The sequence below is a fragment of the Kitasatospora sp. NPDC048286 genome (assembly GCF_043201735.1).
In the GTDB taxonomy this organism is placed as follows: domain Bacteria; phylum Actinomycetota; class Actinomycetes; order Streptomycetales; family Streptomycetaceae; genus Kitasatospora.
The window spans coordinates 623,604-647,725 of record NZ_JBICZE010000001.1; the positions used below are offsets into that span (position 1 = coordinate 623,604).

Genomic DNA, 24,122 nt, shown 5'->3' on the forward strand with positions numbered 1-24,122 from the left:
CGCGCCCTCAGGCCAGGGCGGCCTTCACCGCGGCGGCGACCCGGCCGCCCTCGGCCAGGCCGTCGACCTTGGGCTTCACCAGCTTCATGACGGCGCCCATCGCCTGCGGGCCGCTCGTGCCGCCCTCGGCCACGGTGGCCACGGCGGCCACGACGATCGCGGTCAGCTCCTCGTCGGAGAGCTGCTTGGGCAGGTAGACCGCCAGCACCTCACGCTCGGACCGCTCGCGGGCCGCCTGGTCCGTCCGGCCGGCGGTGTCGAAGGCCTCGGCCGCCTCCCGACGCTTCTTCGCCTCGCGAGCGATCACCTTCAGCACGTCGTCGTCGGACAGCTCGCGCTTCTGCTCGCCCGCCACCTCCTCGCTGGTGACGGCGGTCAGAGTGAGCCGGATGGTGGACGCGCGAAGCTCGTCCCGGTCCTTGATGGCAGCCGTGAGGTCCGCTTGCAGCTGCTCCTTGAGCGTTGTCATTTCCTCTTCTTATCCTTCGGCCGTGGGTGGGCTCAACCAGGTTTCCGCTGGGCATCCACCGGGATTTCCGCAGTTGAACGAGTATCCCCGACCGTCCCGGCCGGTCGTCGCCCGACAGCGCACGGCTCGCGGGCGGTTCCGCTCGGAAGCGGGGCGGCGATCCGGGTCGGGAACGCGCGGCGGTCGAATCCGTGAACAGTCGACGTCCGGGACCGGGAGCGGACGAATGGATTCGGCCAAGATGGCCGATAATGCTCGTACAATTTCGGCCGCAATGCCGAAAATTGCCGCGGTCGGCGTGAAGTTGCCGGTCTCAAGGGGGCAAATCGAACGTTGTGACCACTTCGCCGAAAAAAGTCCGCGTAGTACACTCGTTCGCGCGTCGCTCGAGTAGCCCGATGGCGGCGATCAACTCACCGTCGAATCAACGCCGAATCACCGCCGAAGGCCGCCACGAACAGCTGCGACAAACCGTCACCACGTCCCCGATTCATTATTCCACAGCACTGACACACTGCTGCCCGAGCACCGTGCGACCCTGACACCTTGTGTCCGGGCGCCCTGCGGCCCAGGCCGACACGAGCGTTCACGCCTGCGCTCCGCCCGGCTGTCCGACCGCCCGGCCGGCAGTGATCGTTTTTCGGAGTGATTGGCGCCGCCAAAACGGCGCATCGAGTTCTGACTTTTATTCTGCTCACGACGGCAGGAAGCGCGGGGGAATGGACAACAATCAGCTTCGATCGATGCTGGTAACCCAACGGAAGATGATCGGATGGAGCCAGGAGCAATTAGCCGAACACTCCACCGTCAGTGTCCGCACCATCCGTAACCTGGAAACCGGCGCCATCAAGAATCCGCGGCGCAGTTCCGTGGAACTCCTGGTGGGCGCGCTGTTCTCCGCGGCGACCGACCGGAACGACACCCTGCTCTCCCGGGCCGTCCAGGCGGGCGCTCCGGCCGAGCTGCTGTCCGCCCGGCCGGAGGCCGGATGGCCGACCCACGTCGCCGAACTCCCGGACAACGCGCGCTGGCGGGGCCTGCGCCCCAAGACGGACATCACCGTCGGCCGCCGGGCCGACCTGCTGCACGTCGTGACCGCCCTGCGCCCGGGCCGGCCGCTGGTGCTCACCGGCCCCGCCGGGGTCGGCAAGACCCGGCTGGCGCTGGACTCGGCCGCCCACCTGCTGGACCGCTTCCGGGACGGCGTCGTGGTCCTGGAGCTCGGCTCGGTGACCCCCGAGGGCGTCGACCCGGCCGCCGCCGCGGCGCAGGCCCAGCGCGCGCTCGACACGCTCTTCCTGAGCTTCGACCGCGACCCGCGGACCACGCCCGAGCCGCAGCTGCTGCTGGTCATCGACAACGCCGAGCACGTCATCGACACGGTGGCCCGACAGGTCAGGGCGCTGCTGGCGCGCCACCCTGCGCTCCACATCATGATCACCTCGCTGCGGGCGCCCGCCGGGGTCCCCGCCGACCTGTGGGAGGTCTCACCGCTGCCGGTCGACCATCCGGACGGCCCCTACGGCTGCCCGCCCGCCGCCGAACTGTTCTGCCGCCGGGTGCACTCGGTCGTCCCCACCCTCGACCTCCGCGACCAGATGCCGCAGGTGGTCGAGCTCTGCCGGCGCCTCGGCGGCCTGGCGCTCGCGATCGAGAACGCGGCCGTCCGGATGCGCTCGGTGCCCCTGCACGTCCTGGTGGAGGAGTGCCGGGTGCTGCCGATCCTCGGCCAGGAGGAGGTCGGCGGGCTCTCCCACCACCGCTCGCTGCACCGCAGCCTCGCCTGGGCGTACGGGCTGCTCGACGAACGGCAGCGCCGGGCGCTCAGGCGGCTCTCCCGGTTCCCCGAGGAGTTCTCCATCGACGACGTCCGCCGGGAGCCGGTCGACGGCGGCCGGGAGCCCGCCCGCAACCTCGACGTCCTGGCCGAGCTGGTCGACTTCTCCGTCGTCCAGGTCAAGCGCGGGCACCAGTACGCGTACCGGGTCCCCCGGATGATGCGCGAGTACGTCAACGCCATCCCGGCCTGAGGACCGGCCCGCACCGCCGTACCCTCCGCACCCGCCGTGCCAGGAGTGCCGGCCGTGCCCGGAATGCCGCTCCGGGCACGGCCGGTGGGCCGGCGGCCGCCGCTCTCACCGCCGACGCCGGGCGTGCGCCGGCTGATCGACCGTCTGAGAGCATGGCCTGATGCGACCGCTGCACTCCGTTCCCCTCGGCATCGCCGTCACCGGCGCCGCCTGTCTCGCCTACTCCGTCGGGTACGAGGTCCGGGCCTTCCGCCTCCGCCGGATCGAGGTCCCCGTCCTCCCGCGCGGCGCCCGGCCGATCCGGATCCTCCAGGTGTCCGACATCCACATGGTGAGCGGGCAGGGCAAGAAGCAGCGCTGGCTGAAGAGCCTGGCCGGCCTGCGCCCCGACCTGGTGGTCAACACCGGCGACAACCTCTCCGACCCGCTCGGCGTCCCGGCCACCCTCGACGCGCTCGGGCCGCTCATGGAGTTCCCGGGCGTCTACGTCTTCGGCTCCAACGACTACTACGGACCGGCCCGCAAGAACCCGGCCCGCTACCTCCAGGCCATGCGCAGCGGCGCCCACGGCCTGAACAACCCCGACGGCACCGCCCGCCGCGGCATCACCGGCGCCGTCCACAACCCGTGGGAGAAGCTCCGCGACGGCTTCGACGGGGCCGGCTGGCTCGACCTCACCAACACCCGCGGCCGCCTCACCGTGAACGGCCTCGACCTGGAGTTCACCGGCCTCGACGACCCGCACATCCGCCGCGACCGCTACAGCGAGGTCGCCGGCGGCCCCTCCGCCGACGCCGACCTCTCCCTCGCCGTCGTCCACGCGCCCTACCTGCGCGTCCTCGACGCCTTCACCGCCGACCGCTACCCGCTGATCCTGGCCGGGCACACCCACGGCGGCCAGCTCTGCATCCCCTTCTACGGCGCCCTGGTCACCAACTGCGACATCGACGCCCGGCGGGTCAAGGGCCTCTCCACCCACACCGCCGGCGGCCACCGCTCGTACCTCCACGTCTCGGCCGGCTGCGGCACCAACCGCTACACCCCCGTCCGCTTCGCCTGCCCTCCCGAGGCCACCCTCCTCACCCTCACCCCGGCCCCCCGCTGACCCCCGCCGGACGCCCGCCCGGAACCGGATTTCGTGTCTAGGCGAGCGTCCGGTAGAGTTCTACTCGTCGCGAAGGAGACGGAGCGACAAACAGAAAGACCGGGGTGTGGCGCAGCTTGGTAGCGCGCTTCGTTCGGGACGAAGAGGCCGTGGGTTCAAATCCCGCCACCCCGACCCAGTAAGACCAGCTCAGGGCCGGTCTCCCGCAAGGGAGACCGGCCCTGACTGGCTTTCCGGGCGCCCCCGGGAGAATCCTGGGAGAAATCCTCCGGAAAACCGATCTCCCTGGCTTACCGCTGAGGCGCCCTCAGCAGGGCATCGAGAACCGCCACGGGCGAGCCGGGCGACATCCGCCGACGGGCATCGAGTGCCGCGAGCCACATCCGGGTCAGCCCCTCCATGAGGTCCCGGCGCATCTCCGCCGTGATGTGGGAGTAGCGGGCCTGGACCGAACCGTCCTCGTGCCCCATCCGCTCGTCCTTGAGCTTCGGCGGCGTCCGCAACTCGTCCATCATCGTCTTGTGCGCGTGCCGCAGCCCGTGTGGGGTGAGACCGCGCGCGATCGGCAGCCAGCAGGCCTGCGCGCGGCCGGCGGCTCCCCGGCCGCGGGCCGGGATGCCGGGCCACGGCTCGGCCAGCAACGGCACCGGGTGGGCATCCTCCGGCGCCTTCTTCGGGTACCAGCCGGTGGCGGCCGGGTGAAACAGCCACGTGGCGAACCCGTTCCTCCGCCAGTGCGCCGCGTTCTCCCCGGACGCCTGCCACCGGATGTAGCCGAGATCGGCCATGGCCTTCTCTACCCGCACCCGGGTGCCCTCAGCCACGGCCGCCGGGCGGTTCAACACGTTCGACACGGTCCCGGTGGAGACGCCGGCAGCCCTCGCAACGTCGACCAGCTTCGCGCCGGGCCGGTGGGCCGCACCGTTGGCGGCCCCGTGCCCGCTGAACAGGTACCGCAGACCGTGGCACTCGCAGGGCGTCTGGCTCGCCCGTGCCACCTGCCCGGCGAGCAGAGTGGAGAGGAACTCCGGCGCGTCGATCGTGCGGTAGGAGTCGTCCTTGGGCGGGCACCGGTGCATCTCCCCCGAGTCCAGCTCGTACAGCTGGTGCTCGACCCGGACGGCAGCCGGACGGACGAACTCGGTTTCCAGGCCGACGATTTCACCCCACCGCATACCGGTGTAGCCCTTGAGTACGACGGCGACGAACTCGTCGTCACGGCCAGAGAGCAGGGCAGCCCGCTCGGCGATCAGCAGGATGCCGAGAGCGTCGGTCACGACCTTCTCGGGGCCGCGGTTGCGCGAGCGGCCGGCCCGCTTGCCCCGGCCGCGGCGACGGGTCGCCGGGTTGGAGTCCCGCAGCCCCTCGTCCACGGCGTCCGCGAGGATCAGGTGCAGGGTGCCGCGCCACGTCTTGATGCTGCTGGCCGCGTAACCGCGCTCGCGCTCCTTGCGCTCCCACGCGTCGATGTCGCCCTTGGTGATCTCGCCGACCAGGGCGTTCTCGAACTCGGGGAGCAGGTGCTCCTCGATGTGACGGCGGTAGTTCTGCATGGTCGACGCGGCGAGGTCCTGGCCCTCGTACCAGCCGCTCGCGTACTCGCCGAACGTCATCTGCTCAGGCTCCGGAGCAGCGGGCGGTTGAGCAACTTCCTTGGCAACCTCCTCCTCGGCGACCGCAGCGGCCTTCTCGGCCGCGCGCTTGGTCTTGAAGCGGACCGCCTTCCCGTTGGCGTCCTTCACGGTCCCGTACTTGCCGGGTGCGATCTTGTACCGCGCGCGCCAGTAGTCACCGCGGTTCTCGCCGTATCCCAATGTGCTCTCTCTACAACAGGGCCCCGCCAGGTGGCGACACCGGGCGGGGCATGTGGGCTGTGATCAGGCGGCGTCCGACTCGTGGAGCACCGCCCTGCGCGGCATCCGGGCCCGAAGCAGGGTGGTCGATCGGCCCGGCTGCGGGTCGCGGGCCAGCTTCTTCGGGGCCGCAGCCGTGACAGTCCGTGCCTGAGGCGCGGCAACGATCGTCGGCCGCGCCTCGTACATGCGGACGATCTCGGCGACCTGCTCGGCCGTGAAGCGGTAGGCACGCCCGGGCTTGGTGAAGGGGATGCGCCCGCGCCGGGCCTGCTCCTTTACCCACCACTCGGACATGCCGAGGGCTTCGGCGACGTCCGCCGGGTAGAAGAGCGCCGGCAGTGCGCCCCGGTCCTTGGGCATGGAACCCTCCAGATCATCGATGGCAGGGGCTTGGCCCCTTCCTTCTCTGGGATCCGCTACTGCCGCTACTGCCGCTACCTCCCTGGTCAGGGGCATGTTTTTGGTAGCGGATTTGGTAGCGGTAGCGGATTGGTGCCGCTCCCGCCGGGGTGGGAGGGAGCGGCGTGGCGGCTACGCCGGTGCGGCGGCCGGGACGGTCGGGCCGGGGGCGGGTAGCGGTTCGGTATCCGCTACCGGGGCCGTATCCGCTACCGGAAACAGGGGCCTGACCTGCGCGGTAGCGGCAGTAGCGGCGGTAGCGGCTTCCTGGGAACGAAGGGGACGGGGCGGGCAGTACCGCAGCCACGCGTCGGACAGGTCCGAGGCGTAGTAGCCCTTGGCGCTGCTCGCCTTCCCCGTCTTGATGTTGCGGGGCTTGATGGGGTCGTTGTCGGCAGTGACGTAGTCCCCGAGCATGCGGGCGAGGGCGCGGGCGGTGATGGGCTTGCCGTCGAGGTCGGCCCACGGGGCGTCGTCGAGGTCGGCGAGGCGGCTGAGCAGTTCGGCGCTGAGCATCCGCTCGGCACCGTCGAAGATGTCGCGCAGGTCGGTGAGGAGGCGGATGCCGACGGAGCCCTTGTCGTTGGCCTTGGAGGCGGTGACGAGCTGGACGCAGGCGGTGCGGGCACGCTCGGGCCAGTGACCGCCGGCGGCGTCGGCGACGGCGAGCAGGGGTTCCCACACGTCGGCGGGCCGGTCGCTGATGCCTTCGGGCAGCTCGGGCCACACGTCGTGGAGCTGGTCGCGGACGCCGGCGGCCCACTCGGCGAGGCGGTCGCGCAGCTTGTGGCCCTCGGCCTTGTGGATGCGCTCGCGGTAGGGCTCCACGCGCTCATTGGGGGCGCGGCGGCGCATCCGGATGATGACGGAGCGGCTCATGATGGTGTCGGGCAGGTCACCGAGGCCACCCATGGCGAGGGCGGCGTAGACGGGGAAGGGCTGCACGGTCTGGGTGCCGCCGTCGCCGACGCAGCGCAGGACGACCCCGGACCGGCGGTGGCCGGAGTTGATGAGACCGCGCAGGTCCTCGTTACCGGCGGCCTTGGGGCCGAAGACGGTGTCGATCTCGTCGAAGAGCACGGTCGGGCGGGCGTCGGCGTCGGAGACGGTGCGGAACAGCGCGGCCGGGCTGACGTCCGTGGTGAGCACCGGGCGCGGGGCGATCGTCTCCATGATCTCCAGCGCGCGGGTCTTGCCGGACCCGGGCTCCGGGGAGAGGAAGGCGATGCGCGGGGTGGACTCGAAGCAGTCGAGGAGGTGGGTGTGGGCGTCCCACAGCACGACCGCGGTGTAGGCGGCTTCGCTCGGGAAGACGTTGAAGCGCCGGTGGAACGCCTCGACCTCGTCGAGCAGGGCGGCGCCGTCCTCGGGGCTCGGCCGGTCCGGGGTCTTGGTGCTCTTAAGGGGGGAGTTCGGGAGGGTCATGCGGCGTCTCCGGCCGGGTTGTGGGCGATGGACCAGTTCAGGGCGTTGGTGATGGTCGCGTCGGCCTCGCGCGCGGTCAGGCCGGCCTGCTCCGCCGCCCCCTTAAGAGCGTTCTCGACCTCGGCGCGGCTGAGCTTGCCGTTGGCGACGAAGCGGCCCAGCGCGCGGGCGGCCCGGGTGAGGGCCCAGTTGCGGGTGCCCTCCGTGGCGCCCTCGACGTTGGCCGTCTCGTTGCGCAGGGCGGCGTCGACGTAGGCGGGCCGGTTGGTCGCCGGACGGGGGTCGAGCCGGATGACCGGGGCGGCCAGCCTCGGCGGCGGGGTGAGCAGGCGGGTGATCCAGTCGGGCAGCGGCGCCGGGTCGGTGTCGATGGCGATGTCGTAGTGGCGCCCGGCGACGTTGCTGCCCGCGGCGACGACGTAGCCGCCGCCCGCGCGCGTGTCGATCAGCCACCCGAGCCCGGAGCCGTGGTGTCCGGCGCTGTTGCGCAGGGCCGTCCCGGCGGGGGCGGTGAAGTAGAGGTGCCAGCCGCCGCTGGGGGTGGCGACGGTGTAGGTCCCGCCCGGGAACGGCTGCTTATTGCGCTCGCACAACGCGAGCAGCACGTCGTACCCGTCCGTCGCCCACTGCTCGGCGCACTCCGGCGGCGGGGTGGCGCCGGGCTTGGGGGTGTCGAGATCGAGGACGACCAGCCCGGAGGGGCCGGTGGCCAGGCCGATCCCGTACGGCCCGTGCGACCAGGTCCGGCGCACGGTGTCGGGGTCGAGGGTGGCGCGCTGCTCCCATCCCTGGTGGGCGGTGACGCAGGGGCCGGTGCGGGGGCAGTTGGTGGCGGAGTGCAGGGCGGGGCGCTTGCTGCGGGGCAGCAGCGGGAAGACGTGCCAGCCGCGCTCGACGGCGTCGAGCGCGGCGGTGAGCAGGGGGTTGCCGGTCACGGCGGTCCCTTCGAAGGGGAGGGCCCGAGGCCGACGCTGGTCGACCCCGGGCGGAGGGGTGTCAGTCGGCCTGGCCGGGGTCGAGGGCGATGGGGAGCTGTCCGTCGCAGACGGCGGCCGGGGCGGGCGGCATCAGGGCGTCGAGGGCGGCCTGGTGGTGCGGGTCGGCGAGCAGGCACATGACGCGGCCGTCGGTGGTGACCAGCCACTCGGGGTCGGCGTAGACCAGGCCGACGGCGGTTTCGCGAGTGGCCGAGTAGACGGCGCGCTCGTCGTCGCGGTCGGAGCCGTAGGTGGTGCCGCAGACGTCGCAGACGGCGACGTGGCAGGTCACGGCCTTGATGGACACGGGATCCTCCCGGCAGGTCAGAGGTCGAACAGGCCATCCGGCTCGACGGCCGGGGCGGCGGTGGCGTGCTGGGCCTTGACGGTGCGGAGGGTGGCGTCGTGGCAGTGCCGGCACCAGGCGGCCAGCTGCCGTTTGGGCAGGGCGGCGGCCTGGTGCGGGGGCAGCAGCAGCGCGGCGGGGTCGGCCGGGGCCGCGAGCAGGTGCACCCAGCCCCGGCCGTGCTTGGCCTGGTAGGCGCCGTGGACGGCGGGGCAGCGTCCGCCGTCCTTGTCGTGGGCCTTGCCGCAGGTCCCTCGGCACTGGCAGCGGCCCGCGGCTGCGGCCATGACGGCCTGCCACAGGGTCGCCCCGGCGAGCGGGGGCACGCGCCCGTTCACTCGGCCGCCCCCAGCCCGACGGTTCCGGTGGTGGCACGGTCGAGGAGCCGACGCAGGGCGGCGGCGGCCTGGTCGGGCAGGACGCCGTTTCCCAGCGCGCGGAGCTGGGCGGTGCGGGACAGGCCGGGCACGGCGGTGACGTGCCCGGCGGGCAGGCCCATCATCCACTCCACGAAAACCGGGTTCAGGCGTCCCCGATCGTCAGTTGGCCGGGGTGCGGGCTGGCCGAGGGCCGTTTCCCACCGGCGGACGGCCGGGCCGTACGGGCCCCAGTCCGTTCCCCCGTCGTGGTCGTCGGTGTCACGGCGCCGGCCAGGGTCGGGTTGCCCCGGGCGAACGTCGCGCTCGTCCGCTCGCCGTCGGCCGCGGTCGGGGTCGGCAGCAGGGAGATCGAGTGCCGCAGGTTCATCCCGCCCCGGCCCGTGTGCCCCGTGCCCGTGGCCTCCGACACGGTCGGGGTCGGCAACAGCGCCACCACGTTCGGCAGGCCGTCCGCGAACCCCCGACCACGCGAGTCGCGGGCCCCGGGGGTCGGAAGGCCAGGCCAGGACGAAGACCCGGTTGCGCTCGTGGGCGGCGCCGACGTCGGACGCGCGCACGCTCGTCCATTCCGCATCGAACCCGAGGCCGGCCAGGTCTCCCAGAACGGCTCCGAGAGCGCGAAGAGCGAGGGCCGTCCGGTCGCCGGGTCCAGATCCGGCGCTGCGGGTCCCACTCCAGCAGCGTCGCCTCGGTCGGCTTTCGCCGAGAGGAGGCCTTGGACATTCTCGATCACCACCAGGGAGGGCCGGAGTTCACGGACGGCGCGGACGACCTCGACCCACAGGCCGGAGGCGGCACCGGGGACGATCCCGGCCCCCTTGCCGGCCAGGCTGACGGACTGGCAGGGGAAACCGGCGGCCACCACGTCCACCGGCCCGGCCTCGACCCAGTCCACGGTGCGGATGTCGCCGAGGTTCGCAACGGTCGGGAGGTGGTGGGCGAGGATCGCCGACGCGCCCGGGTCGGGGTCGGCCACCCACGCCAACTCCCCACCCAGCACGGTCCGGATGGCCATGTCCAGGCCGCCGTACCCGGAGCACAGCGACCCGATGACCGGCCCGCTCACCTCGGTCCGCCGAGCAGATCGGTGACCAGGTGGGCGTGGGCGTTGGCCCAGATCGTCAACTCCTTGACCACGGTCATGGCCTCGTCCGTCATCCGCAGGCAGTGCCGGCCGTCGGTGGGTTCGAGCAGCACGTGCCCCGGCACGGGCAGGAACAGGGTGGCGGTGGTCAGGAGCAGGGCCTCGTCGATGTCGGGCTCGAAGAGGCGCCGGAAGGGTCCGCGGTCGGTGCTCCACCGGTCGGGCTGCCAGTCGCCCAGGCGCCGGTCCGGGCGGTGGGCGAGGGCGGTGTGCCGCAGGGGCACCTCGACGCGCAGGGCCACGCCCTGGTCGTCGGCGGCGGGGACGACGGTGATGGCGTGCAGGTCGGGGCGGATGCGCACGTAGCCGGGGGACATGATGGGGCCGGTGGCGATCTGCCAGGCGCTGCACGCGAACTCGGCGGCGGTGAGCGGCTGTCCGTCCTCGTGGAGCAGGTGCTGGTGGCGGGCGAGGTAGGTCGCGTAGCGCGACCAGCCGCCGGAGGCGTGCTCGCGGTCGTACTCGTCGTCGACAACGGCGAGCGTGCCGTGGGTGAACTGGGGCATGCTGGAGTCCTCTGATCTCACGCGAAGGGATCGGACGGGCCCCGCAGCGCCGTCTCTCTGCCAAGATTCGGCGGCTGCTGCGGGGCCCTCTGTGCTGCTCGGGGATGCGGTCCGGCTAGAACGGGGGCTCGGTCGAGCCGCCGACCGGGGCACCGCCCCATTCGCCGCCGGGCGCGGCCGGGGCGGCGGTGGACCACTGGTCGGCCGGGCGTGCGGCCGGGGCGCCGCCGCGCTGGGCCTTGGTGACCTTGGCGGTGGCGAAGCGCAGGCTGGGGCCGACCTCGTCGACGTCGAGGCCGAGCATGGAGCGGTTCTCGCCCTGCTCCGTCTGCCAGTTGTGCTGCACCAGGCGGCCGGTGACGACCACGCGCATGCCCTTGGTCAGGGACTCGGCGGTGTGCTCGGCCATCTCGCGCCAGGCGGTGGCGCGCAGGAACAGCGCGGTGCCGTCCTTCCACTGCCCGGTGGCCTTGTCGTAGGTGCGCGGGGTGGAGGCGACGGTGAAGCGCGCCATCGCCACGCCCTGCGGGGTGAAGCGCAGCTCGGGGTCGTCGGTGAGGTTGCCGACGACGGTGATCGGGGTGTCTCCCACGGACACGGTGCCTCCCAGGGCATCGGTGGTGTCGGGAGCGGGTCTGCCCGTCCCCCGCACCGCCCGGACTCCGGCCGCCGGCTGCGGCGGTGGTCCGGGCGGCACGGCGGTCGGCACAGGCCGGTCAGAACTCGCCGGTCTGGTGGGCGATGTAGCCGGGGCAGTACGAGTCGGGGCAGTCGCAGCCGGCGCAGTCGTTGCAGAGGTTCTCGCCGCACTCCTGGCACCACTCGTGGCCGGGGCAGTACGGGGACGCGCAGTCGTCGCAGTAGGGCACGGGTTCCTCCGTTCAGCGGTTGCGGTTGGTGACGTTGACGTGCACGTTCACGGGGCCCTGCCCGCCCCGGCCGCCGGCCCCGGAGCTGTTCTTGAGGAGGTAGAGGGCGCCGAGGGCGGCGACGAGTAGGGCGAGGCCGGTGGTGGCGGCGGCGAGGGCCTGGAGGAGGAAGCCGAGACCGAGGCCTGCGCCGCCGATGCCGATGCCGCCGGCGAGCAGGCGGGCGGGCCACGGGTCGCGCGCCGGGTGCTGCTCGGTGGCCTGCTGCTGTGCGGGCGGGGCGGGCAGGTAGACCACGGTCGGGGCGAGGGGCTGGGCGGGCACCGGGGCCGGGGCGTAACTCTGGTGGAGGGCGGGCGGGTTGGTGAGCGCGGCGGGGGCGGCGTAGTAGGGGGTGCCGTCGGGGCCGTAGGCCACGGGAGCGGGCGTGGGCTGAAAGGGCGTGGTCACGGGCTTGTCCTTCTGGTCAGTGGAGGGATCCGAGGGCGGTGGCGATGGTGGTGATGAGGTGGTCGATGGCGGTGTGGAGGCCGGTGGAGGCCAGCGCGTAGCCGAAGAGGGCGGCGACCACGGCGGAGCCGACGCGCACGTAGTGGTGGCGCATGAGGAAGAAGAGCGCGATGCCGCTGAGGGCGGTGAGGGAGACGGAGAGGATCACGGGCGCACTCCAGGGGTCCGGGTGGGCGTGCGGTGGCTGTCAGCGCAGGTTGCTGAGGGCGTTGCGGATGCTGCCGAGCTTCACCGGGCGTCCGCCGTCGGCGTTGACGGCTTCCAGCAGGGCGTGGGCGTCCATGTCGCTGTCGGCACCCTCCAGGGCGGCCTGGACGCGGTCGGCGACGGTCAGCCGTGCGGCGCTCTGCGGGCGGCCCGGTGCGGCCGGTGTGCTGGTGTGGGATCGGCCGCCGCCGCCCTCGTCGCTGTCGGGTTGGGGGAAGGCGGCGTTGTAGGCGTCGGCGCCGTCGAGTTTTTCGGCGTAGGCGCGGCCGGCGGCGGGCCAGGAGGCTTTCTCCAGGACGGCGTGCGGGCCGTCGCCGTACAGGGCGAGCATCTCGGGGTCCAGGCCCTCGGTGGGGGTGGTGGAGCCGACGTTGAAGGCGCGCATCTTGGCGCCGGGGTAGGGGCCGGAGAGGTGGTAGCCGGTGCCCTGGGTGCCGGGGCGGTCGTTGTCGGCCTCGGTCTCGAACTGGGAGACCAGGCGGGTGGCGCCGGCCTTCTTCGGGATCGGGGCGAGCTTCTGTCCGGCGGGCATCAGGCCGTCAGCAACAAGTTGCTGCATCATCCTGGACGTCCAGCGCAGGAGCAGGACTTCGCCCTCCTTGAGCATGGCGCGCATGGTGTCGGACCCGCCGAGTTCGTCCAGCTGGCTCGCCTGGGCGAGCAGGGCGATGCCGACGCCCAAGCTCCGGCCGGTGCGGCCGATGTCCTTGATGTAGAAGGTGGCCAGGTCCCGGTAGGGCGCGCCCCGTTCCAACAACCTGTTGGCCTCGTCGATGACGACGTAGAGCAGCGGGTCGGGGCGATCGCGCAGGAACTTGGAGCGGCCGGCCGCCGCGTAGCGGGCGGCGCGCTCGCGCATGACGCACCAGGCGGTGTGGAGCTGGGCCAGGACGCCTTCCTGCGAGTACACCGCCCAGTCCACATGGCCCCGGGCTTCGGGAGCGGACTGGCCCTCTTTCAGGTCGCCGTAGAGGGTGGCGATCCCGGAGCGCTTCATCGCGGCCAAGAGGATCTGGCCGAGCGTGGACTTCCCGGCGCCGGTGGTGCCGAACAGCAGCAAGCGCTGGGCGGAACCGGAGGCAGGATCGTAGAGCTGGACGTGGACTCTGCGGCCGTTGTGGTAGAGGCCGATCCAGATCCGGCCGCGTTCGTCCATCTCCAGGAACTCGGGGCCGGGCAGGCGGACGTCGGCGAGCGGGTCGGTGGGGTAGATGGTGACCAGGGCCTGGCTTCCCATGGCTTCGATGGCGAGGCGGGAGGGGTCGTCGATGCGCATGGCGTCGGCGAGGCGGACCGGGTCGTAGGTGATGATGTCGCCCGGCGGCGCTTCGAGGGTGAGTTCGTAGATGCGGCTCACGCGTCGATCTCCCGCCCGGCGTCGGTGTCGACGATGCGGATCCCGGTGATCGTGGTGCCGGGCATGCCCTTGGGGGCGATGTGCTGGGTCCAGTGCGCGTACATGTCGGCGGCGTCCTGGGGGGCGTGGCCGACGGTGAGGCGGCGGACTCCGGCGCCCCGGCCGGGCATCTTCGTGACGGTGATCTCCTCCTCGTCCCAGTCGATCAGGGCGGACAGGCGGGTGGTGGAGATCGTGGGGACCGGGGTGCCGTGGTGGGCGGAGCGGATGACGGCCCGCATGGACTGCGGGCCGGTCCGCTCGATCTGCTCCAGGACGGTGCCGGGGGCGACTCCCCCGTCGACGGCGGCGTGTTCGGACCACCAGACGGCGAGCGGGTGCCGGTCGCCGGCCTGGTCCAGGCCGGTCGGCGCCTCGTGTCGGGCCTGCTCGACGGCCTCAGGGGTGAGGGAGGGCTCCCGACCGGCCATGACGCGGGCCATGCGGGCGGGGCGGATGAACCAGACGGCGGCGGCCCAGACGGCTCCGGCTGCCAGTTCCCACCAGTGCAGGCCCGGCACCAGGCGCTCGACGACGAGCACCCCGGCCATCGTGACGGCCGGGGCGAGGTAGAGGGCGGTGGCGGTGTCCCGGACGTGGTCCCTGGGGAGGGTGGCGGACCAGATCAGGCCGTAGGCGATCGCGGCTCCGGCGCCGCCGACCGTGGCCGGGAGGAAGTCGGTGGTGACCGCGCCGGCGGCGAGGCCCGCGGTGCCGGTGAGGGTGGCGGCGCGGCCGAGGTGACTGCGGGCGGTGGCGACACGCCCGCGGATCGGGCCGAGGGACATCATCAGCGTGCTCTCCTTCGCGTTCCGGATCGGGCGAAGGGGCGGCGGAACCGTCCAACGGGGCGGCGCCGCCGCCCCGTTGAGGGTCAGCGGTTGCTGTAGAAGGTGCGGTCGGCCATCTCGACGGGCATGGCGTTGGCGGCCTCGGCGACCGACCCGTAGTCGGCCTCGTGGTCGGCGGCGGCGGCCTTGAACGAGACGCTCAGGTCGGCGAGGTCGGCGGCCATGGCCTCGGCCTCTTCCAGGACCGAGCGCATGACGGTGGCGGCGTCGTGGTGCTCGGCGACGGTGTCGCGGTCGACGGCCAGCGCGGCGGCCTGGTCGGCGAGTTGGTCGACCGCCCGCGCGCACTTCTCGACGTACTTGTAGGCGCTGGTGACGACGTCGGACACGAGCGCCAGCTTCACGCCGGTCTCGACGAGTTGGGCGATGACGATGCCGTAGCGCACGGCTTCGGTGAGGGCCCGGCCGGCGGTGGCGAGGGCCGACCCGACTCCGCTGCCGGTGCTGTCTCGGTCGGTGGGCGCGGCGGACTCGGTGAGCGGCTGACTGCTGGTGACCTGCTCGGAGCTGGTGCTGTCGGACACGGTGCCTCCTACTCGTTGTGGTAGTCGCGCTCGGCGGGGGCGGTGTGGCCGGCGTCGCGCACGGCGTCCGCCAGCGGCTTGTGGCGGGCGGCGGCGTTGTCGCCGGCGGCGGTGATGGCCTCGGCGGCGGCCGGGATCTTCTCGGCGATCGCCTCGGCGCGGGCCTTGACCTTCGCGGTCTTCTCCATCAGCTTGACGACGGCGGGCGCCAGGATGCCGGGCACCTTCAGGTCGAGGACCTTGGCGTAGAGCCGCTCCAGCTGTCCGGTCAGCTCTTCGCAGTCGGCGGCGGCCTGCTTGGCCTCGGCGGCGCCCTGGGTGATCTCCTCGCCCATGTCGGCGTCCGCCTCGATGACGTCGTAGATCGTCAGCTCGGCGTCGACGTACTGCGCGCCGCGCGTGGCGCGCGGCAGGGGAATGCTCACTAGCTGTCCTCCAACAGGCTTCGGGGGTGGGGGAGATGGGGGCCGTGTGGTGCCGGGCCGGGCGTGGGCGGTGCGGTGCGGCGCGGGAGGCAGGGCCGCCTGGCCACGGCCGAGGGCGGCGGGCGGGCGGGGCTTGCGGGGGCCGCCGTCGGCGCGTTCGACCGTGATCGTCTCGCCCTCGGTCCAGGCCCAGCCCGGCGGCGGAGCGAACCCGCCGCCCGCTCCGGTGGCCGAACCGGCGGGCGGGGTGGTCTCTTCGGTCCGCCAGGTGCGGTACCGGCGGAACCACCACGCGTCCCAGGTGCGCTGTCGCCGGCGGTCTCGGCGGGGGCGTTCGCGACTGGACCGGCCCTGTCCGGGACGGCTCCGCCAGGGCCGGGCCCCGGTCGCGCCGCCCGGCGTCACCAGCCGCCGCTTACGGCGCGGGCGCTTCGGCGGCTTCACCCGGCCCCGCCGGGCACCACCACCGCCGGGCTTGGCGCCGGCGGTGGTGCCCGGCGCGACGGCGAGATCCGTGCCGGGCGGCCCCGCCGGTGTGGCCCGGTCCTCCGGCGCGGCCGGGTCACCCGGGCTGTCGGGCTTGGGCTTGCGGCCGTTGAGGATCCGGTCGGCGGCCCGGGCCCGCAGCGCCGCGCGGATCGTCGTCGGCGTCGAGCCGGTCGAGGACTTGTGGGCGCCGGTCGGCTTCCATGAGCCGCTGGTGATCCGGTCGGCGACCCGGCGACCGGCGGCCCCCCGGATCGTGTCCGGCCCCGCCGGGGACCGCTCCGGCTTGTCCGGACGGTCCTTGGGACCGTGGGTGATGCGGTCGGCCATGCGGCGGCGGGCCGCTCCCCGGATCGTGTCCGGCCCGGCGGGCTGCCGCAGTGGACGTCCCCCGGAACGGTCCGGGGCGGGGGAAGAAGTCACCCCGCCGCCACCTGAATTCCCGCCGCTGGAAGGCCGATTCTGGCGCCCCGTCGACCCGGAGCCCTCCAAGGCCCTTCTACGGGCCTCCCGCACCCGATCCGCCCCCGGGCTGCCACCGCTCCCCGAGGGGCCGTCAGAACGGCCGTGGCGGGGCTTCTCGGGCGCCTTGCTGCCCGGTGTGCCGCCCGGGGTGGTGGGGCTCTGACGGAACGTCGCCGGGACCTGCGGGCCGGTGTGAGGCGAATGCGGCGCCGAATGGCGCGTGCTCCGCCCGAATTCCGGACCGGACTGCACCCGGCCCCGGGACGCCGGTCCGGGAATGTGCGTCCGGGAATCCACAGCCTGTGGATTCCCGGCAGAGGTGGAGGGCGTCCGCTGCCGCTCCACGGTCTTCTGGTGTTCGGCGCGGGCTTTCATGTAGGCGACGAAATGGGCGGCGCCCCGCAGCGCGGCCACGGTGATCCCCGCCATCATGACCGCCGACATCGCGGCGACATTCGCCGGGCCGCCCGCCGAAAGCGGCGGCCCGGCCGGTGCGGGGTATTCGCTTTCGCGGGAAAGCTCGGGGTTTTCGGGGATCGACAGGGACGCGGGCGGGGCCAGGTCGGTGGCGAGCGGCGCCAGCGCCGGAGGGCCGGCGGGCGGCCGGTCCTCGGCCACGACCCCCGGCACCGTCAGCCGGGGGAACCCGAGCACGGTCCCCTCGTTGTCGGCCATCGGGCCTCCAATCGGGTGTCACGCTCCGTCACGGGTCCGGGGGTCCTCACGCGTACGCGTGCACGCGTACGTGGGACCCCCGGATTCACGGAGCGGCGTGATGATGATGAGCGCGAAGCGTCACCAAGGGAGCGTGCTCAGGACGCGGCGTGGTGCTGGGTCCAGGCGCTGAGCATCCGCACCAGATCGGCCCACGACTCCTCGTCGGCGCCGGCCAGGGTGCGGGCCAGGTCCCACAGCACCCGGGCCCGGTCGGCGTTCGTCGTCGTCGCCGCCAGGCGCTTCTGCCAGTAGGCGACCTGCCCGGGGGAAAGCGCCATCAGGCACTCTCCTTCAGGAAGTCGAGGAATGCCGGAGACTGCTTTTCTCCGGAATTCCCGTCCGCCTTCTCGGAAAGCGCGGAAGAAATTCCGTGGAGGGTAGCGGCGGTGTCCACCGTGTCTGCGCTCCGGGCCGCCTGGATTCCCGCCTTGCGGTCATTCCTCAGGGCCTTCTCGGCGGCGCGGGCCTCGCGCTTCTTCGGCAGCTCGACGTAGCGGCGGTTGTATTCCGTGTCGAGCTTTCCGGCGGCGTTCACCGCCTCGCGCAGGTGGTGCTCCAGATCGGCGAGCGGCCGGGTCGCGAGGTAGGCGCGCATGCGGCGCTGGCCCAGCCAGTCGCCGTCGATGCGCACCGACTCCAGGTCGGCGCGGTACTCGCGCAGCAGGGCCTGGACCTCGTCCGCCATCTGCCGCAGCCGCTCGCGCTGCTGGGCGGCGTAGATGGCGGTCCCGCCCGGGGCCGTCAGGTGGTCAGACGTCCACCTGTTCGTGCTGTTCATGGTGTTCCTCCCGTTCCGGTCTCGTTTCGGGTGGCGGTGGGTCAGGCGGAGGCGACGAGCGCGGCGAGGGTCTCGGCGGCGTGGTGCCAGGCCTGGTCGAGGCAGTAGCTGCCGTTCATGCCGTGGTCGGCCAGCCGCGCGAAGTCGCCCTTGCCGGTGGCGTCGGCGAGGCGGCGCAGGGGCTCGCGCCGGTCGGCGACGTAGTGGGTGACCGCGCTGAGCGCGAGGGCAGCGGCCACCGGGCCGGGCCGCAGACGGATTCCGAGCAGGCGGGCGCCGCCCAGCAGAGCGGCGCCCTGAACGGCGACGTAGGAGGCGACGTGGGCGGCGCAGGCCTCACGCCCGGCCACCCCCGGCAGGCCCTTGGTGGTGGCCTGGTGGTCGGTCTGGATCCAGTGGTCGGCGACGTCCGCCGCCGATCGGAGAAGGGCGTAGGCAGCGGCGAACCGGGCGGCTCGGATGCTGTTCATGGTGTCTCCGTTCCAGGTCAGTCGGTGTAGCCGAGGTCGGTGGGGTTGGCGCCGTTGCGGATGGCGGCGGCGTCGGCGCGCATGTCGTGGGCCTGGCCGCGCAGGATGCGGGCGGCGGCGGACGCCTGCCGGCGGGTGAGGTCGTCGTTGGTGGGGTCGGCGGCGACGGCGTCGCCGGAGCGGGCGGCCTTGGTCTTGTCGGCGGCGCCCCGGTCGAGGGCGGCGGCGAGGGCGTTGGCGTCGGTGCGGTTCATGGAGGACTCCTGGTCAGCGGTCGACGACGGGCTTGTCGAGGTCGCGGTGGGCGAGGCTGACAGTCGCGCCGGTCTTGGCGAGGCGCTTGGCGAGGACGCTGGCGACGGTGGCGGCGCGGTGCCGCCCGCCCGCGCAGCCGACCGCGATGGTCAGCGGCGCGTCGGACGGACCGGCGTCGAACGAGTCCGCCACCAGCGCGGCACCGGCGATCAGCTCCCGGACGCCCGGGGTGGCGAGCACGGCCCGGCGTACCGGCAGGTCGTGGGCGCTCTGGTGACGCAGGGCCGGGTCGATGTGCGGGTCACGGAAGTGGCGGCGCAGGTCAAGGGTCAGGTGCGCCTCGGGCGCGGCGCCGTGCAGGTAGCCGAAGGAGACGACGGTGATCTCGGTGACGGACACGTCCTGGACCCCTGTCAGCCCTGGTGCTTGCGGCCGGAGACGGTGTGGGCGGTGACGTCGAGGCGCCCGGTGCCGGTCAGGGTGATGTCGCCGGAGACCGTGCGGACGGACACGCTGCCGGTGGCGCGGGTGCCGGCGGTGAGCCGGACGTCGCCGGAGACCGTGTCGATGTTGGCGGTGTGGCCCTCGTGGACGCCGATGCGCACGTCGCCGGAGGTGGACATGATCTCGGCGTCGGCGCCGATGCGCTGGGCGGTGACGTCGCCGGAGACCGTGGTGACCGTCAGGATGTCCGCGGAATCGACGCGGACGTCGCCGGAGGTGGAGGTGGCGGCCAGCAGGCGGTGGTGGCCGGTGGCGGTGAGGTCGGCGGAGATGGTCTTGAGGGCCATGGCGCGGGCGGTGGGCGGCATGAACACGGTGGCGGTGACCGGGCTGACGCCGACGTGCACATCGCCGGAGGTGATGACCCGGCCATCGATGATCATCGTGTTCCTGGTTCCGACGGAGTGGAACACGACGTTGCGGCCGCGGGCGGTCATGGTGATGCCGCCGCTGTCCACCTGCGGGACGTCGATGCTCAGGGTGTCGCGCCCCTCCTGCACCCAGACCTGGTTGACGGCGTCGGCGGCGGGGCCGTGGTCGTCGTCGGTGGCGAGGATGACGGTGATGGCCGTGGCGTTGGGGTCGGTGCAGACGCGGACGTCGCCGGTGGGCAGGTCGAGGACGAGCTTGGTGGCGTCGGTGGCGCGGAAGGTGCGGACGGTGCGGACGGTGCTCATGGCTTCTCCTCGGGGGTCAGCGGGTCTGCTGGATCAGGGAGCCGATCAGCTCGGGGCGGTTGGTGGAGCCGAGCGAGCGCCCGGCGAGGGTGAACAGGTGCCACCAGCGCACGGAGCCGTCCTCGTTGCTGGTCTGGGCGCACATGAAGCCGTGGAGCGGGAAGACGTCCACGACGCGGGTCTGCTCGAACTCCGGCTGCGGGGCCGGGATGCGGTCGGTGCTCATGACGGGTCCTCTCGTGGTCTCAGGCGGCGTCCGACGCGGTGGCCTCGTCGGCCTCGGCCGGGACGGAGTGCAGGGCGGGACGCTCCGGGGCGGTCGTGCGCAGTTCCTGGTAGCGGGCGGCGACCCAGCCGGCCGACCAGCCGGTCAGCTCGGCGGCCCGGCGCTGCGGGACAGCGAGCTTCACGCAGGCCTGGATCTTCAGGCGGGCCTGGTCCTCGGGCAGGCGCACGTCCGTGGCGGGCGCGGTCAGGAGTTCCTGCCGCTGCCGCTCGGCGTCCTGAGCGGCGGCCTGCTCACGCTCGTGCTCACGGCGCTCACGCTCGCTCGCCTCGTGCTCACGGCGCTCACGATCGGTCCGCTCGGCGTCATCCAGGCGCCGCTGTTCCTGGCGCTCGTCGTCGGCCATCCGCAGCTCGTGCTCTCGCTGCTGGGTGGCCATCCTCTCGTCGTGCTCACGGCGCTCACGCTCGCGCTGGTCGGCCCGCTCCTGCTGGGCTTGCCGCTCCTCGCGTTCCTCCTGCTGGCGCTGCTCGGTGCGACGCTCGCGTTCGGTCTGCTCATCGCGCTCATGGGCCTTATGGGTGGCCAAGGCGGCGGCGATCGCCCGCCGGTAGGCGAGTGAGGTCTCTGCCGTGACGATCAGCAGCAGCGGCGCCACCGAGTGGACCGCCACCCCGACCTTGTCGTGGTCCAACGCGGATTGACCCACGTTGAGCAGCACGGTCATGGCGCCGGTCATCCAGCGCAGCACGACCGGCCACCAGCCGCCGTCGCCGCCGAGGCGGGCGAGCGTGCTGTCCAGGCGGACCACGATCACCACGGCCGCGTCCACGACCAGCGGCAGGATCGGGGCCGTCCACTTCCAGCCGTCCGGGCTGTGCTTGGACATGAGCGGGGTGACCGTGAGCATGCTGTAGATGACCGCGCCGAGCGTGATCGTCCACGTCCCCACGGCCAGCGCCACCTCGGCCGAGCGGATCTGTTCCTTGCTCATCGGCGCGCTCACTGCGACCACCGCCGGGTGCGCGGTGAGCGCGTCGTGAGCGCGGTGAGCATCGGGGCGGTCATCGGTGAGCACCCCCGGCGGCGGCGCGACGCTCGCGGGCCGTGTCCTGTCGGCGGCGGTGCAGCGCGGCGCGCTCGGCGGCGTTCAGTCCACCGAAGATGCCGTGCTTCTCGTGGCGCTCCAGGGCCAGCTCCAGGCACATCGTGCGCACCGGGCATCCGGCGCAGAACATCTTGGCGCGGCGCTCGGCCCACGCGGCCGCCGCACGAGCGACCTCCAAGTCCGGGGCGTCCTCGTCGACCTCCGGGTAGAAGAGGGTGCTGTCGACGCCGGCGCAGGCGGCGCCGCGCAGGTCGCCCCCGCCGTCCGGGCGGTACTCGGCGAGCACGGTGACCGCCGGGCCGGCGGTCAGGTGCGGGGTGCGGGTGGCGGTGAGGAACTGCTGCCGCTTGAGGGTCATCACGCGGCCGCCTTCCAGGTCAGGACCCGGCGGCGCTCGGCCGTGCGCATCAGGGCGGACGCGAACCGGGCCGCCGGCCCGTCCAGGTCCTTCAGGACCGCCCGGGCGACGTCGAGCCGGACGATCCGGTCCTCGTCGGAGCTGTCGGCGCTGCCGTCGAACAGCTCGACGTCGACGCCGAAGCCGAAGTCGACGCCGGTCCCCCACGCGAGTTCCGCGAACTCGGCGGGGGTCGCGGCCTCCTGGCCTGCGACAATGAGTTTCATGGGTTCACCTCGTCCAATCTGGGGGTGAGCCCGCAGGGCCGCCGCGCGTTCCTTGGCCGGAGCGCGGCGGCCCGCTTCGCGGGCTCAGCTTCTCGTCGTTCACGAGCAGCCGCGGAACCCGACGCGTACCCGCCGCCACGTGGGCGGTCGGCACGCGCCGGGGACCGTGATCGCTGGTAAGCGACCGGGATCGGTGAGCCCCGCCCGCTGGTTAGCGGCGGGGCCGGATACAGCTCTGGGGCATGCCCATGGGCGCGCCCTCCTCGGCTCAAAGCCCTTGGTGGGGCCGATGATTGGGGGTTGCCCGTCCTACGGGCGTCAGGTCTCTCGGGCCTGGTCCGGTGCTTCCTCTCTGCTCAGCACTAGCAGGGCGGCGCACCCCGGATCGGGGTGCTGCGTGGCTCGCAGCCGCCGGCGACATCACCCGGTCGCCCCGGGGGCGGTCTGTCTCATCCCGCCACGTGCTTTGAGACTCCGCTGGTCCACTCGACTCGCCATCCAGCCGTACGTAATCGGTCTGGTCAGCGTCCGTCCGGCCCCACACCCCCGAAGGGATGGCATGCCACGCGTAGGGGGAGAGCGCGTGTCGCGGTGGTTCAACTCCCCGGCGGGCCCAAGCCCCCTAGGTGCCTTCCGCAACCGCCGCCCTCGCGTCGGTCTCGCACGATCGATATGAAGCCGGCGCCTCACGGCGGACGACGATTCTCAAGGAACTGCGCTTCCCTGGCCGACCCTCGCGAGCCGACTTCCGGACGTACTTGTGCAGCTCAGGGCAGCCCAAAGAAGGGCCTCAGGAGCTGATGGTGTTCGCAACGGCCCCACTTGATCTCGGGTCCGCTCTGCTGCGACAAGCCTGCTCCGACGCACAGCGCCAGACCAATGACGGCCTGTCATATGAGGCCTTCCGCCGGGGCGTTGCCCTCACAATGAACATGGTGCACTTAGTGCGCCAAGTTGGCAAGCGCTTCGCCGCAACGAGCCTGCGGCACACTGGTGCACTAAGTGCGAGACGTCGACTGGAGGATCACTGGTGACCGAGTTCCAAGGCGAGCCGGCCTATCTCCAGCTAGCCGATGACCTGCGGGAACAGATCCGCAGCGGCAAGCTGGCCGCAGGTTCCGCACTGCCGTCAACGCGGAAGCTGATGGACGACTACGGCGTGTCGAGCACCGTCGTGAAGGCTGCTATCTCGCTGCTTCGCGCCGAGGGCTACGTGGTCGGACATCAGGGCAAGGGGGTGTTCGTCCAGTTCCCGCCGCGCTTGGCGGGGCACTCCCGGGGCGCCGCCGACTGGGCCGTACCGGTGCTGCAAGCCGGCAATGCGATCGAGCAGGCACTCCGCAGCTTGACTCACGCCGGAGGCGAGGCCAAAGGCGCCGAAGCGGCCCTTCACCGCTGGCGGGACGCGTTCGACGCGCTTCCCGACAGCGTGAAGAGCCGCCTGGCGGAGTAGGTCAGAGCCCGCCGCGGCTGGTCGCCGCCCACCCGTCTCGGATCAGGTCCTGGAGGCCGGACCGCTCGGGCTTCCATCCGAACTCGGTCGTGATTCGGGTGAGGTCGGCGACCAGCCGGGGCGGTTCTGGCTGCGGAGGGCGGTGAACCACCGGCACCGGCCGCCCAGTGACCTGCTCCACGGCATCGACAATCTCGCGCATGCTCGCCGGAGTCGCGCCCACGTTGTAGGCCCGGTACGCGAAGTCCCCAGCGCGCAACGCCAAGACGTACGCGCGGGCCAGGTCATCCACATGGACAAAGTCCCGGACGGCACTCCCATCGCCGTTCATCTCCAAGTGCGGGTAGCGGCCGGCCGCCACGGCAAGCGCCTTCGGGATGATCCGGGACTCATCGGTGTCCCCCACCCCACCCACCGAGCCTGCGATGTTGAAGCACCGCAAACTCACCGCCTGGACGGTGCCACGCTCCCCCTCGCGCTTGAGCAGCTCATCCGCGGCGAGCTTCGAAGCACCGTACGGGTTGCTCGGAGCAGGCACGACGTCCTCGCCGATGGGCTGCTGCTCAGGGGCACCGTAGATCGCGGCCGTCGAACCGAGCACGACCACCGGGCGATCCACGGCAGCTCGACCGGGCAGCGCGGCCAGCAGGGTCGCGGTGCCGTTGACGTTGACGTCGTGGTACTCGTCAGGCATCTCGAAGGACTCGCGCACCCGCGTGAGCGCGGCCAGGTGGCAGACGGCGTGCACGCCGCGCACGGCCGACGCAACGGCCTGCTCGTCGCGAATGTCGCCGTGGACCACCTCGGCCACCGGCAGCTCGGGGAGCGGGGCCCCCGGTGGCCGATGGGTCAGGGCAACCACCTCGTGGCCCGCCTCGGCGAGACGTCGGACAACGGCGTTGCCGACAAACCCGAAGGCGCCCGTCACGAGTACGCGCAC

General features: G+C 72.6%; 32 protein-coding genes and 1 tRNA gene. 4 read left to right on the top strand and 29 right to left on the bottom strand.

Features of this window, described 5'->3' with window-relative positions:
- Positions 1 to 7: 7 nt before the first annotated feature.
- Positions 8 to 469: a GatB/YqeY domain-containing protein gene (locus tag ACGF13_RS02865; protein ID WP_392868263.1), complete on the bottom strand. Its 462-nt coding sequence runs from the start codon at positions 467 to 469 to the stop codon at positions 8 to 10.
- Between the two features lie 743 nt (positions 470 to 1,212).
- Here ACGF13_RS02865 and ACGF13_RS02870 point away from each other — a divergent pair.
- The 3 genes from ACGF13_RS02870 to ACGF13_RS02880 all read left to right on the top strand — a co-directional run bounded on the left by ACGF13_RS02870 (position 1,213) and on the right by ACGF13_RS02880 (position 3,778).
- Positions 1,213 to 2,499, top strand: coding sequence for a helix-turn-helix domain-containing protein (locus ACGF13_RS02870; protein WP_392868265.1), 1,287 nt, complete (start codon positions 1,213 to 1,215; stop codon positions 2,497 to 2,499).
- Positions 2,500 to 2,659: 160 nt separating this feature from the next.
- Complete coding sequence (locus ACGF13_RS02875; protein WP_392868267.1) at positions 2,660 to 3,604, top strand: metallophosphoesterase; 945 nt, start codon at positions 2,660 to 2,662, stop codon at positions 3,602 to 3,604.
- A gap of 100 nt (positions 3,605 to 3,704) precedes the next feature.
- A tRNA-Pro gene (locus tag ACGF13_RS02880) sits at positions 3,705 to 3,778 on the top strand.
- 116 nt (positions 3,779 to 3,894) lie between these two features.
- Here ACGF13_RS02880 and ACGF13_RS02885 read toward each other — a convergent pair.
- The 27 genes from ACGF13_RS02885 to ACGF13_RS03015 all read right to left on the bottom strand — a co-directional run bounded on the left by ACGF13_RS02885 (position 3,895) and on the right by ACGF13_RS03015 (position 21,729).
- Positions 3,895 to 5,418 carry a tyrosine-type recombinase/integrase gene (locus tag ACGF13_RS02885; protein ID WP_392868269.1) on the bottom strand — a complete coding sequence of 508 codons (1,524 nt, stop codon included), beginning with the start codon at positions 5,416 to 5,418 and terminating at the stop codon, positions 3,895 to 3,897.
- A gap of 63 nt (positions 5,419 to 5,481) precedes the next feature.
- Positions 5,482 to 5,820, bottom strand: a complete 339-nt coding sequence (locus tag ACGF13_RS02890) for a helix-turn-helix domain-containing protein (protein WP_392868271.1) — start codon at positions 5,818 to 5,820, stop codon at positions 5,482 to 5,484.
- Positions 5,821 to 5,991: 171 nt separating this feature from the next.
- Complete coding sequence (locus ACGF13_RS02895; protein WP_392868273.1) at positions 5,992 to 7,284, bottom strand: DUF3631 domain-containing protein; 1,293 nt, start codon at positions 7,282 to 7,284, stop codon at positions 5,992 to 5,994.
- On the bottom strand, positions 7,281 to 8,219 hold the full coding sequence (locus ACGF13_RS02900; protein ID WP_392868275.1) for a bifunctional DNA primase/polymerase: 939 nt from the start codon (positions 8,217 to 8,219) through the stop codon (positions 7,281 to 7,283). Before ACGF13_RS02900 ends, ACGF13_RS02895 begins: the two co-directional genes overlap by 4 nt.
- Positions 8,220 to 8,280: 61 nt before the next feature.
- Positions 8,281 to 8,568: a hypothetical protein gene (locus ACGF13_RS02905; protein ID WP_392868277.1), complete on the bottom strand. Its 288-nt coding sequence runs from the start codon at positions 8,566 to 8,568 to the stop codon at positions 8,281 to 8,283.
- 17 nt (positions 8,569 to 8,585) lie between these two features.
- A complete protein-coding gene (locus ACGF13_RS02910) occupies positions 8,586 to 8,933 on the bottom strand; it encodes a hypothetical protein (RefSeq protein ID WP_392868279.1) in 348 nt (115 codons plus the stop codon).
- Positions 8,934 to 8,941: 8 nt separating this feature from the next.
- Positions 8,942 to 9,118 (bottom strand): hypothetical protein, encoded by a 177-nt coding sequence (locus tag ACGF13_RS02915; RefSeq protein ID WP_392868281.1) that lies wholly within the window; start codon positions 9,116 to 9,118, stop codon positions 8,942 to 8,944.
- A gap of 11 nt (positions 9,119 to 9,129) precedes the next feature.
- Positions 9,130 to 10,053, bottom strand: coding sequence for a DNA cytosine methyltransferase (locus tag ACGF13_RS02920; protein ID WP_392868284.1), 924 nt, complete (start codon positions 10,051 to 10,053; stop codon positions 9,130 to 9,132).
- Positions 10,050 to 10,637: a hypothetical protein gene (locus ACGF13_RS02925; RefSeq protein ID WP_392868287.1), complete on the bottom strand. Its 588-nt coding sequence runs from the start codon at positions 10,635 to 10,637 to the stop codon at positions 10,050 to 10,052. Before ACGF13_RS02925 ends, ACGF13_RS02920 begins: the two co-directional genes overlap by 4 nt.
- A gap of 115 nt (positions 10,638 to 10,752) precedes the next feature.
- Complete coding sequence (locus ACGF13_RS02930; RefSeq protein WP_392868290.1) at positions 10,753 to 11,235, bottom strand: single-stranded DNA-binding protein; 483 nt, start codon at positions 11,233 to 11,235, stop codon at positions 10,753 to 10,755.
- Between the two features lie 118 nt (positions 11,236 to 11,353).
- A complete protein-coding gene (locus ACGF13_RS02935) occupies positions 11,354 to 11,506 on the bottom strand; it encodes a hypothetical protein (RefSeq protein WP_392868293.1) in 153 nt (50 codons plus the stop codon).
- A 12-nt stretch (positions 11,507 to 11,518) separates the two neighbouring features.
- Entirely contained in the window at positions 11,519 to 11,956 is a 438-nt protein-coding gene (locus ACGF13_RS02940; protein WP_392868296.1) for a hypothetical protein, read from the bottom strand.
- Positions 11,957 to 11,972: 16 nt separating this feature from the next.
- A complete protein-coding gene (locus tag ACGF13_RS02945) occupies positions 11,973 to 12,164 on the bottom strand; it encodes a hypothetical protein (RefSeq protein ID WP_392868298.1) in 192 nt (63 codons plus the stop codon).
- Between the two features lie 39 nt (positions 12,165 to 12,203).
- Positions 12,204 to 13,580, bottom strand: a complete 1,377-nt coding sequence (locus ACGF13_RS02950) for a transfer protein (RefSeq protein ID WP_392868301.1) — start codon at positions 13,578 to 13,580, stop codon at positions 12,204 to 12,206.
- On the bottom strand, positions 13,577 to 14,410 hold the full coding sequence (locus ACGF13_RS02955; RefSeq protein ID WP_392868304.1) for a hypothetical protein: 834 nt from the start codon (positions 14,408 to 14,410) through the stop codon (positions 13,577 to 13,579). The genes ACGF13_RS02950 and ACGF13_RS02955 overlap by 4 nt, the downstream gene beginning before the upstream one ends.
- Positions 14,411 to 14,493: 83 nt before the next feature.
- Entirely contained in the window at positions 14,494 to 14,994 is a 501-nt protein-coding gene (locus tag ACGF13_RS02960) for a hypothetical protein (protein ID WP_392868307.1), read from the bottom strand.
- An 8-nt stretch (positions 14,995 to 15,002) separates the two neighbouring features.
- Complete coding sequence (locus ACGF13_RS02965; protein WP_392868310.1) at positions 15,003 to 16,235, bottom strand: hypothetical protein; 1,233 nt, start codon at positions 16,233 to 16,235, stop codon at positions 15,003 to 15,005.
- A 947-nt stretch (positions 16,236 to 17,182) separates the two neighbouring features.
- Positions 17,183 to 17,365: a hypothetical protein gene (locus ACGF13_RS02970; RefSeq protein WP_392868313.1), complete on the bottom strand. Its 183-nt coding sequence runs from the start codon at positions 17,363 to 17,365 to the stop codon at positions 17,183 to 17,185.
- Entirely contained in the window at positions 17,365 to 17,865 is a 501-nt protein-coding gene (locus tag ACGF13_RS02975) for a hypothetical protein (RefSeq protein ID WP_392868315.1), read from the bottom strand. Before ACGF13_RS02975 ends, ACGF13_RS02970 begins: the two co-directional genes overlap by 1 nt.
- Positions 17,866 to 17,906: 41 nt before the next feature.
- Positions 17,907 to 18,335, bottom strand: coding sequence for a hypothetical protein (locus ACGF13_RS02980; protein ID WP_392868317.1), 429 nt, complete (start codon positions 18,333 to 18,335; stop codon positions 17,907 to 17,909).
- Positions 18,336 to 18,352: 17 nt separating this feature from the next.
- Complete coding sequence (locus ACGF13_RS02985) at positions 18,353 to 18,589, bottom strand: hypothetical protein (RefSeq protein ID WP_392868319.1); 237 nt, start codon at positions 18,587 to 18,589, stop codon at positions 18,353 to 18,355.
- Between the two features lie 13 nt (positions 18,590 to 18,602).
- A complete protein-coding gene (locus ACGF13_RS02990) occupies positions 18,603 to 18,989 on the bottom strand; it encodes an ATPase (RefSeq protein WP_392868321.1) in 387 nt (128 codons plus the stop codon).
- A gap of 14 nt (positions 18,990 to 19,003) precedes the next feature.
- Positions 19,004 to 19,771 carry a DUF4097 family beta strand repeat-containing protein gene (locus tag ACGF13_RS02995; RefSeq protein ID WP_392868323.1) on the bottom strand — a complete coding sequence of 256 codons (768 nt, stop codon included), beginning with the start codon at positions 19,769 to 19,771 and terminating at the stop codon, positions 19,004 to 19,006.
- A gap of 16 nt (positions 19,772 to 19,787) precedes the next feature.
- A complete protein-coding gene (locus ACGF13_RS03000) occupies positions 19,788 to 19,997 on the bottom strand; it encodes a hypothetical protein (protein WP_392868324.1) in 210 nt (69 codons plus the stop codon).
- A 19-nt stretch (positions 19,998 to 20,016) separates the two neighbouring features.
- Positions 20,017 to 20,991 (bottom strand): DUF2637 domain-containing protein, encoded by a 975-nt coding sequence (locus tag ACGF13_RS03005; RefSeq protein ID WP_392868326.1) that lies wholly within the window; start codon positions 20,989 to 20,991, stop codon positions 20,017 to 20,019.
- Positions 20,992 to 21,061: 70 nt separating this feature from the next.
- Positions 21,062 to 21,463: a WhiB family transcriptional regulator gene (locus tag ACGF13_RS03010; RefSeq protein WP_392868328.1), complete on the bottom strand. Its 402-nt coding sequence runs from the start codon at positions 21,461 to 21,463 to the stop codon at positions 21,062 to 21,064.
- Positions 21,463 to 21,729 carry a hypothetical protein gene (locus ACGF13_RS03015; RefSeq protein WP_392868329.1) on the bottom strand — a complete coding sequence of 89 codons (267 nt, stop codon included), beginning with the start codon at positions 21,727 to 21,729 and terminating at the stop codon, positions 21,463 to 21,465. The genes ACGF13_RS03010 and ACGF13_RS03015 overlap by 1 nt, the downstream gene beginning before the upstream one ends.
- 1,030 nt (positions 21,730 to 22,759) lie before the next feature.
- Here ACGF13_RS03015 and ACGF13_RS03020 point away from each other — a divergent pair.
- Complete coding sequence (locus ACGF13_RS03020) at positions 22,760 to 23,182, top strand: GntR family transcriptional regulator (protein ID WP_392868331.1); 423 nt, start codon at positions 22,760 to 22,762, stop codon at positions 23,180 to 23,182.
- Between the two features lies 1 nt (position 23,183).
- Here ACGF13_RS03020 and ACGF13_RS03025 read toward each other — a convergent pair whose 3' ends face one another.
- Positions 23,184 to 24,122 carry an NAD-dependent epimerase/dehydratase family protein gene (locus ACGF13_RS03025; protein ID WP_392868333.1) on the bottom strand — a complete coding sequence of 313 codons (939 nt, stop codon included), beginning with the start codon at positions 24,120 to 24,122 and terminating at the stop codon, positions 23,184 to 23,186.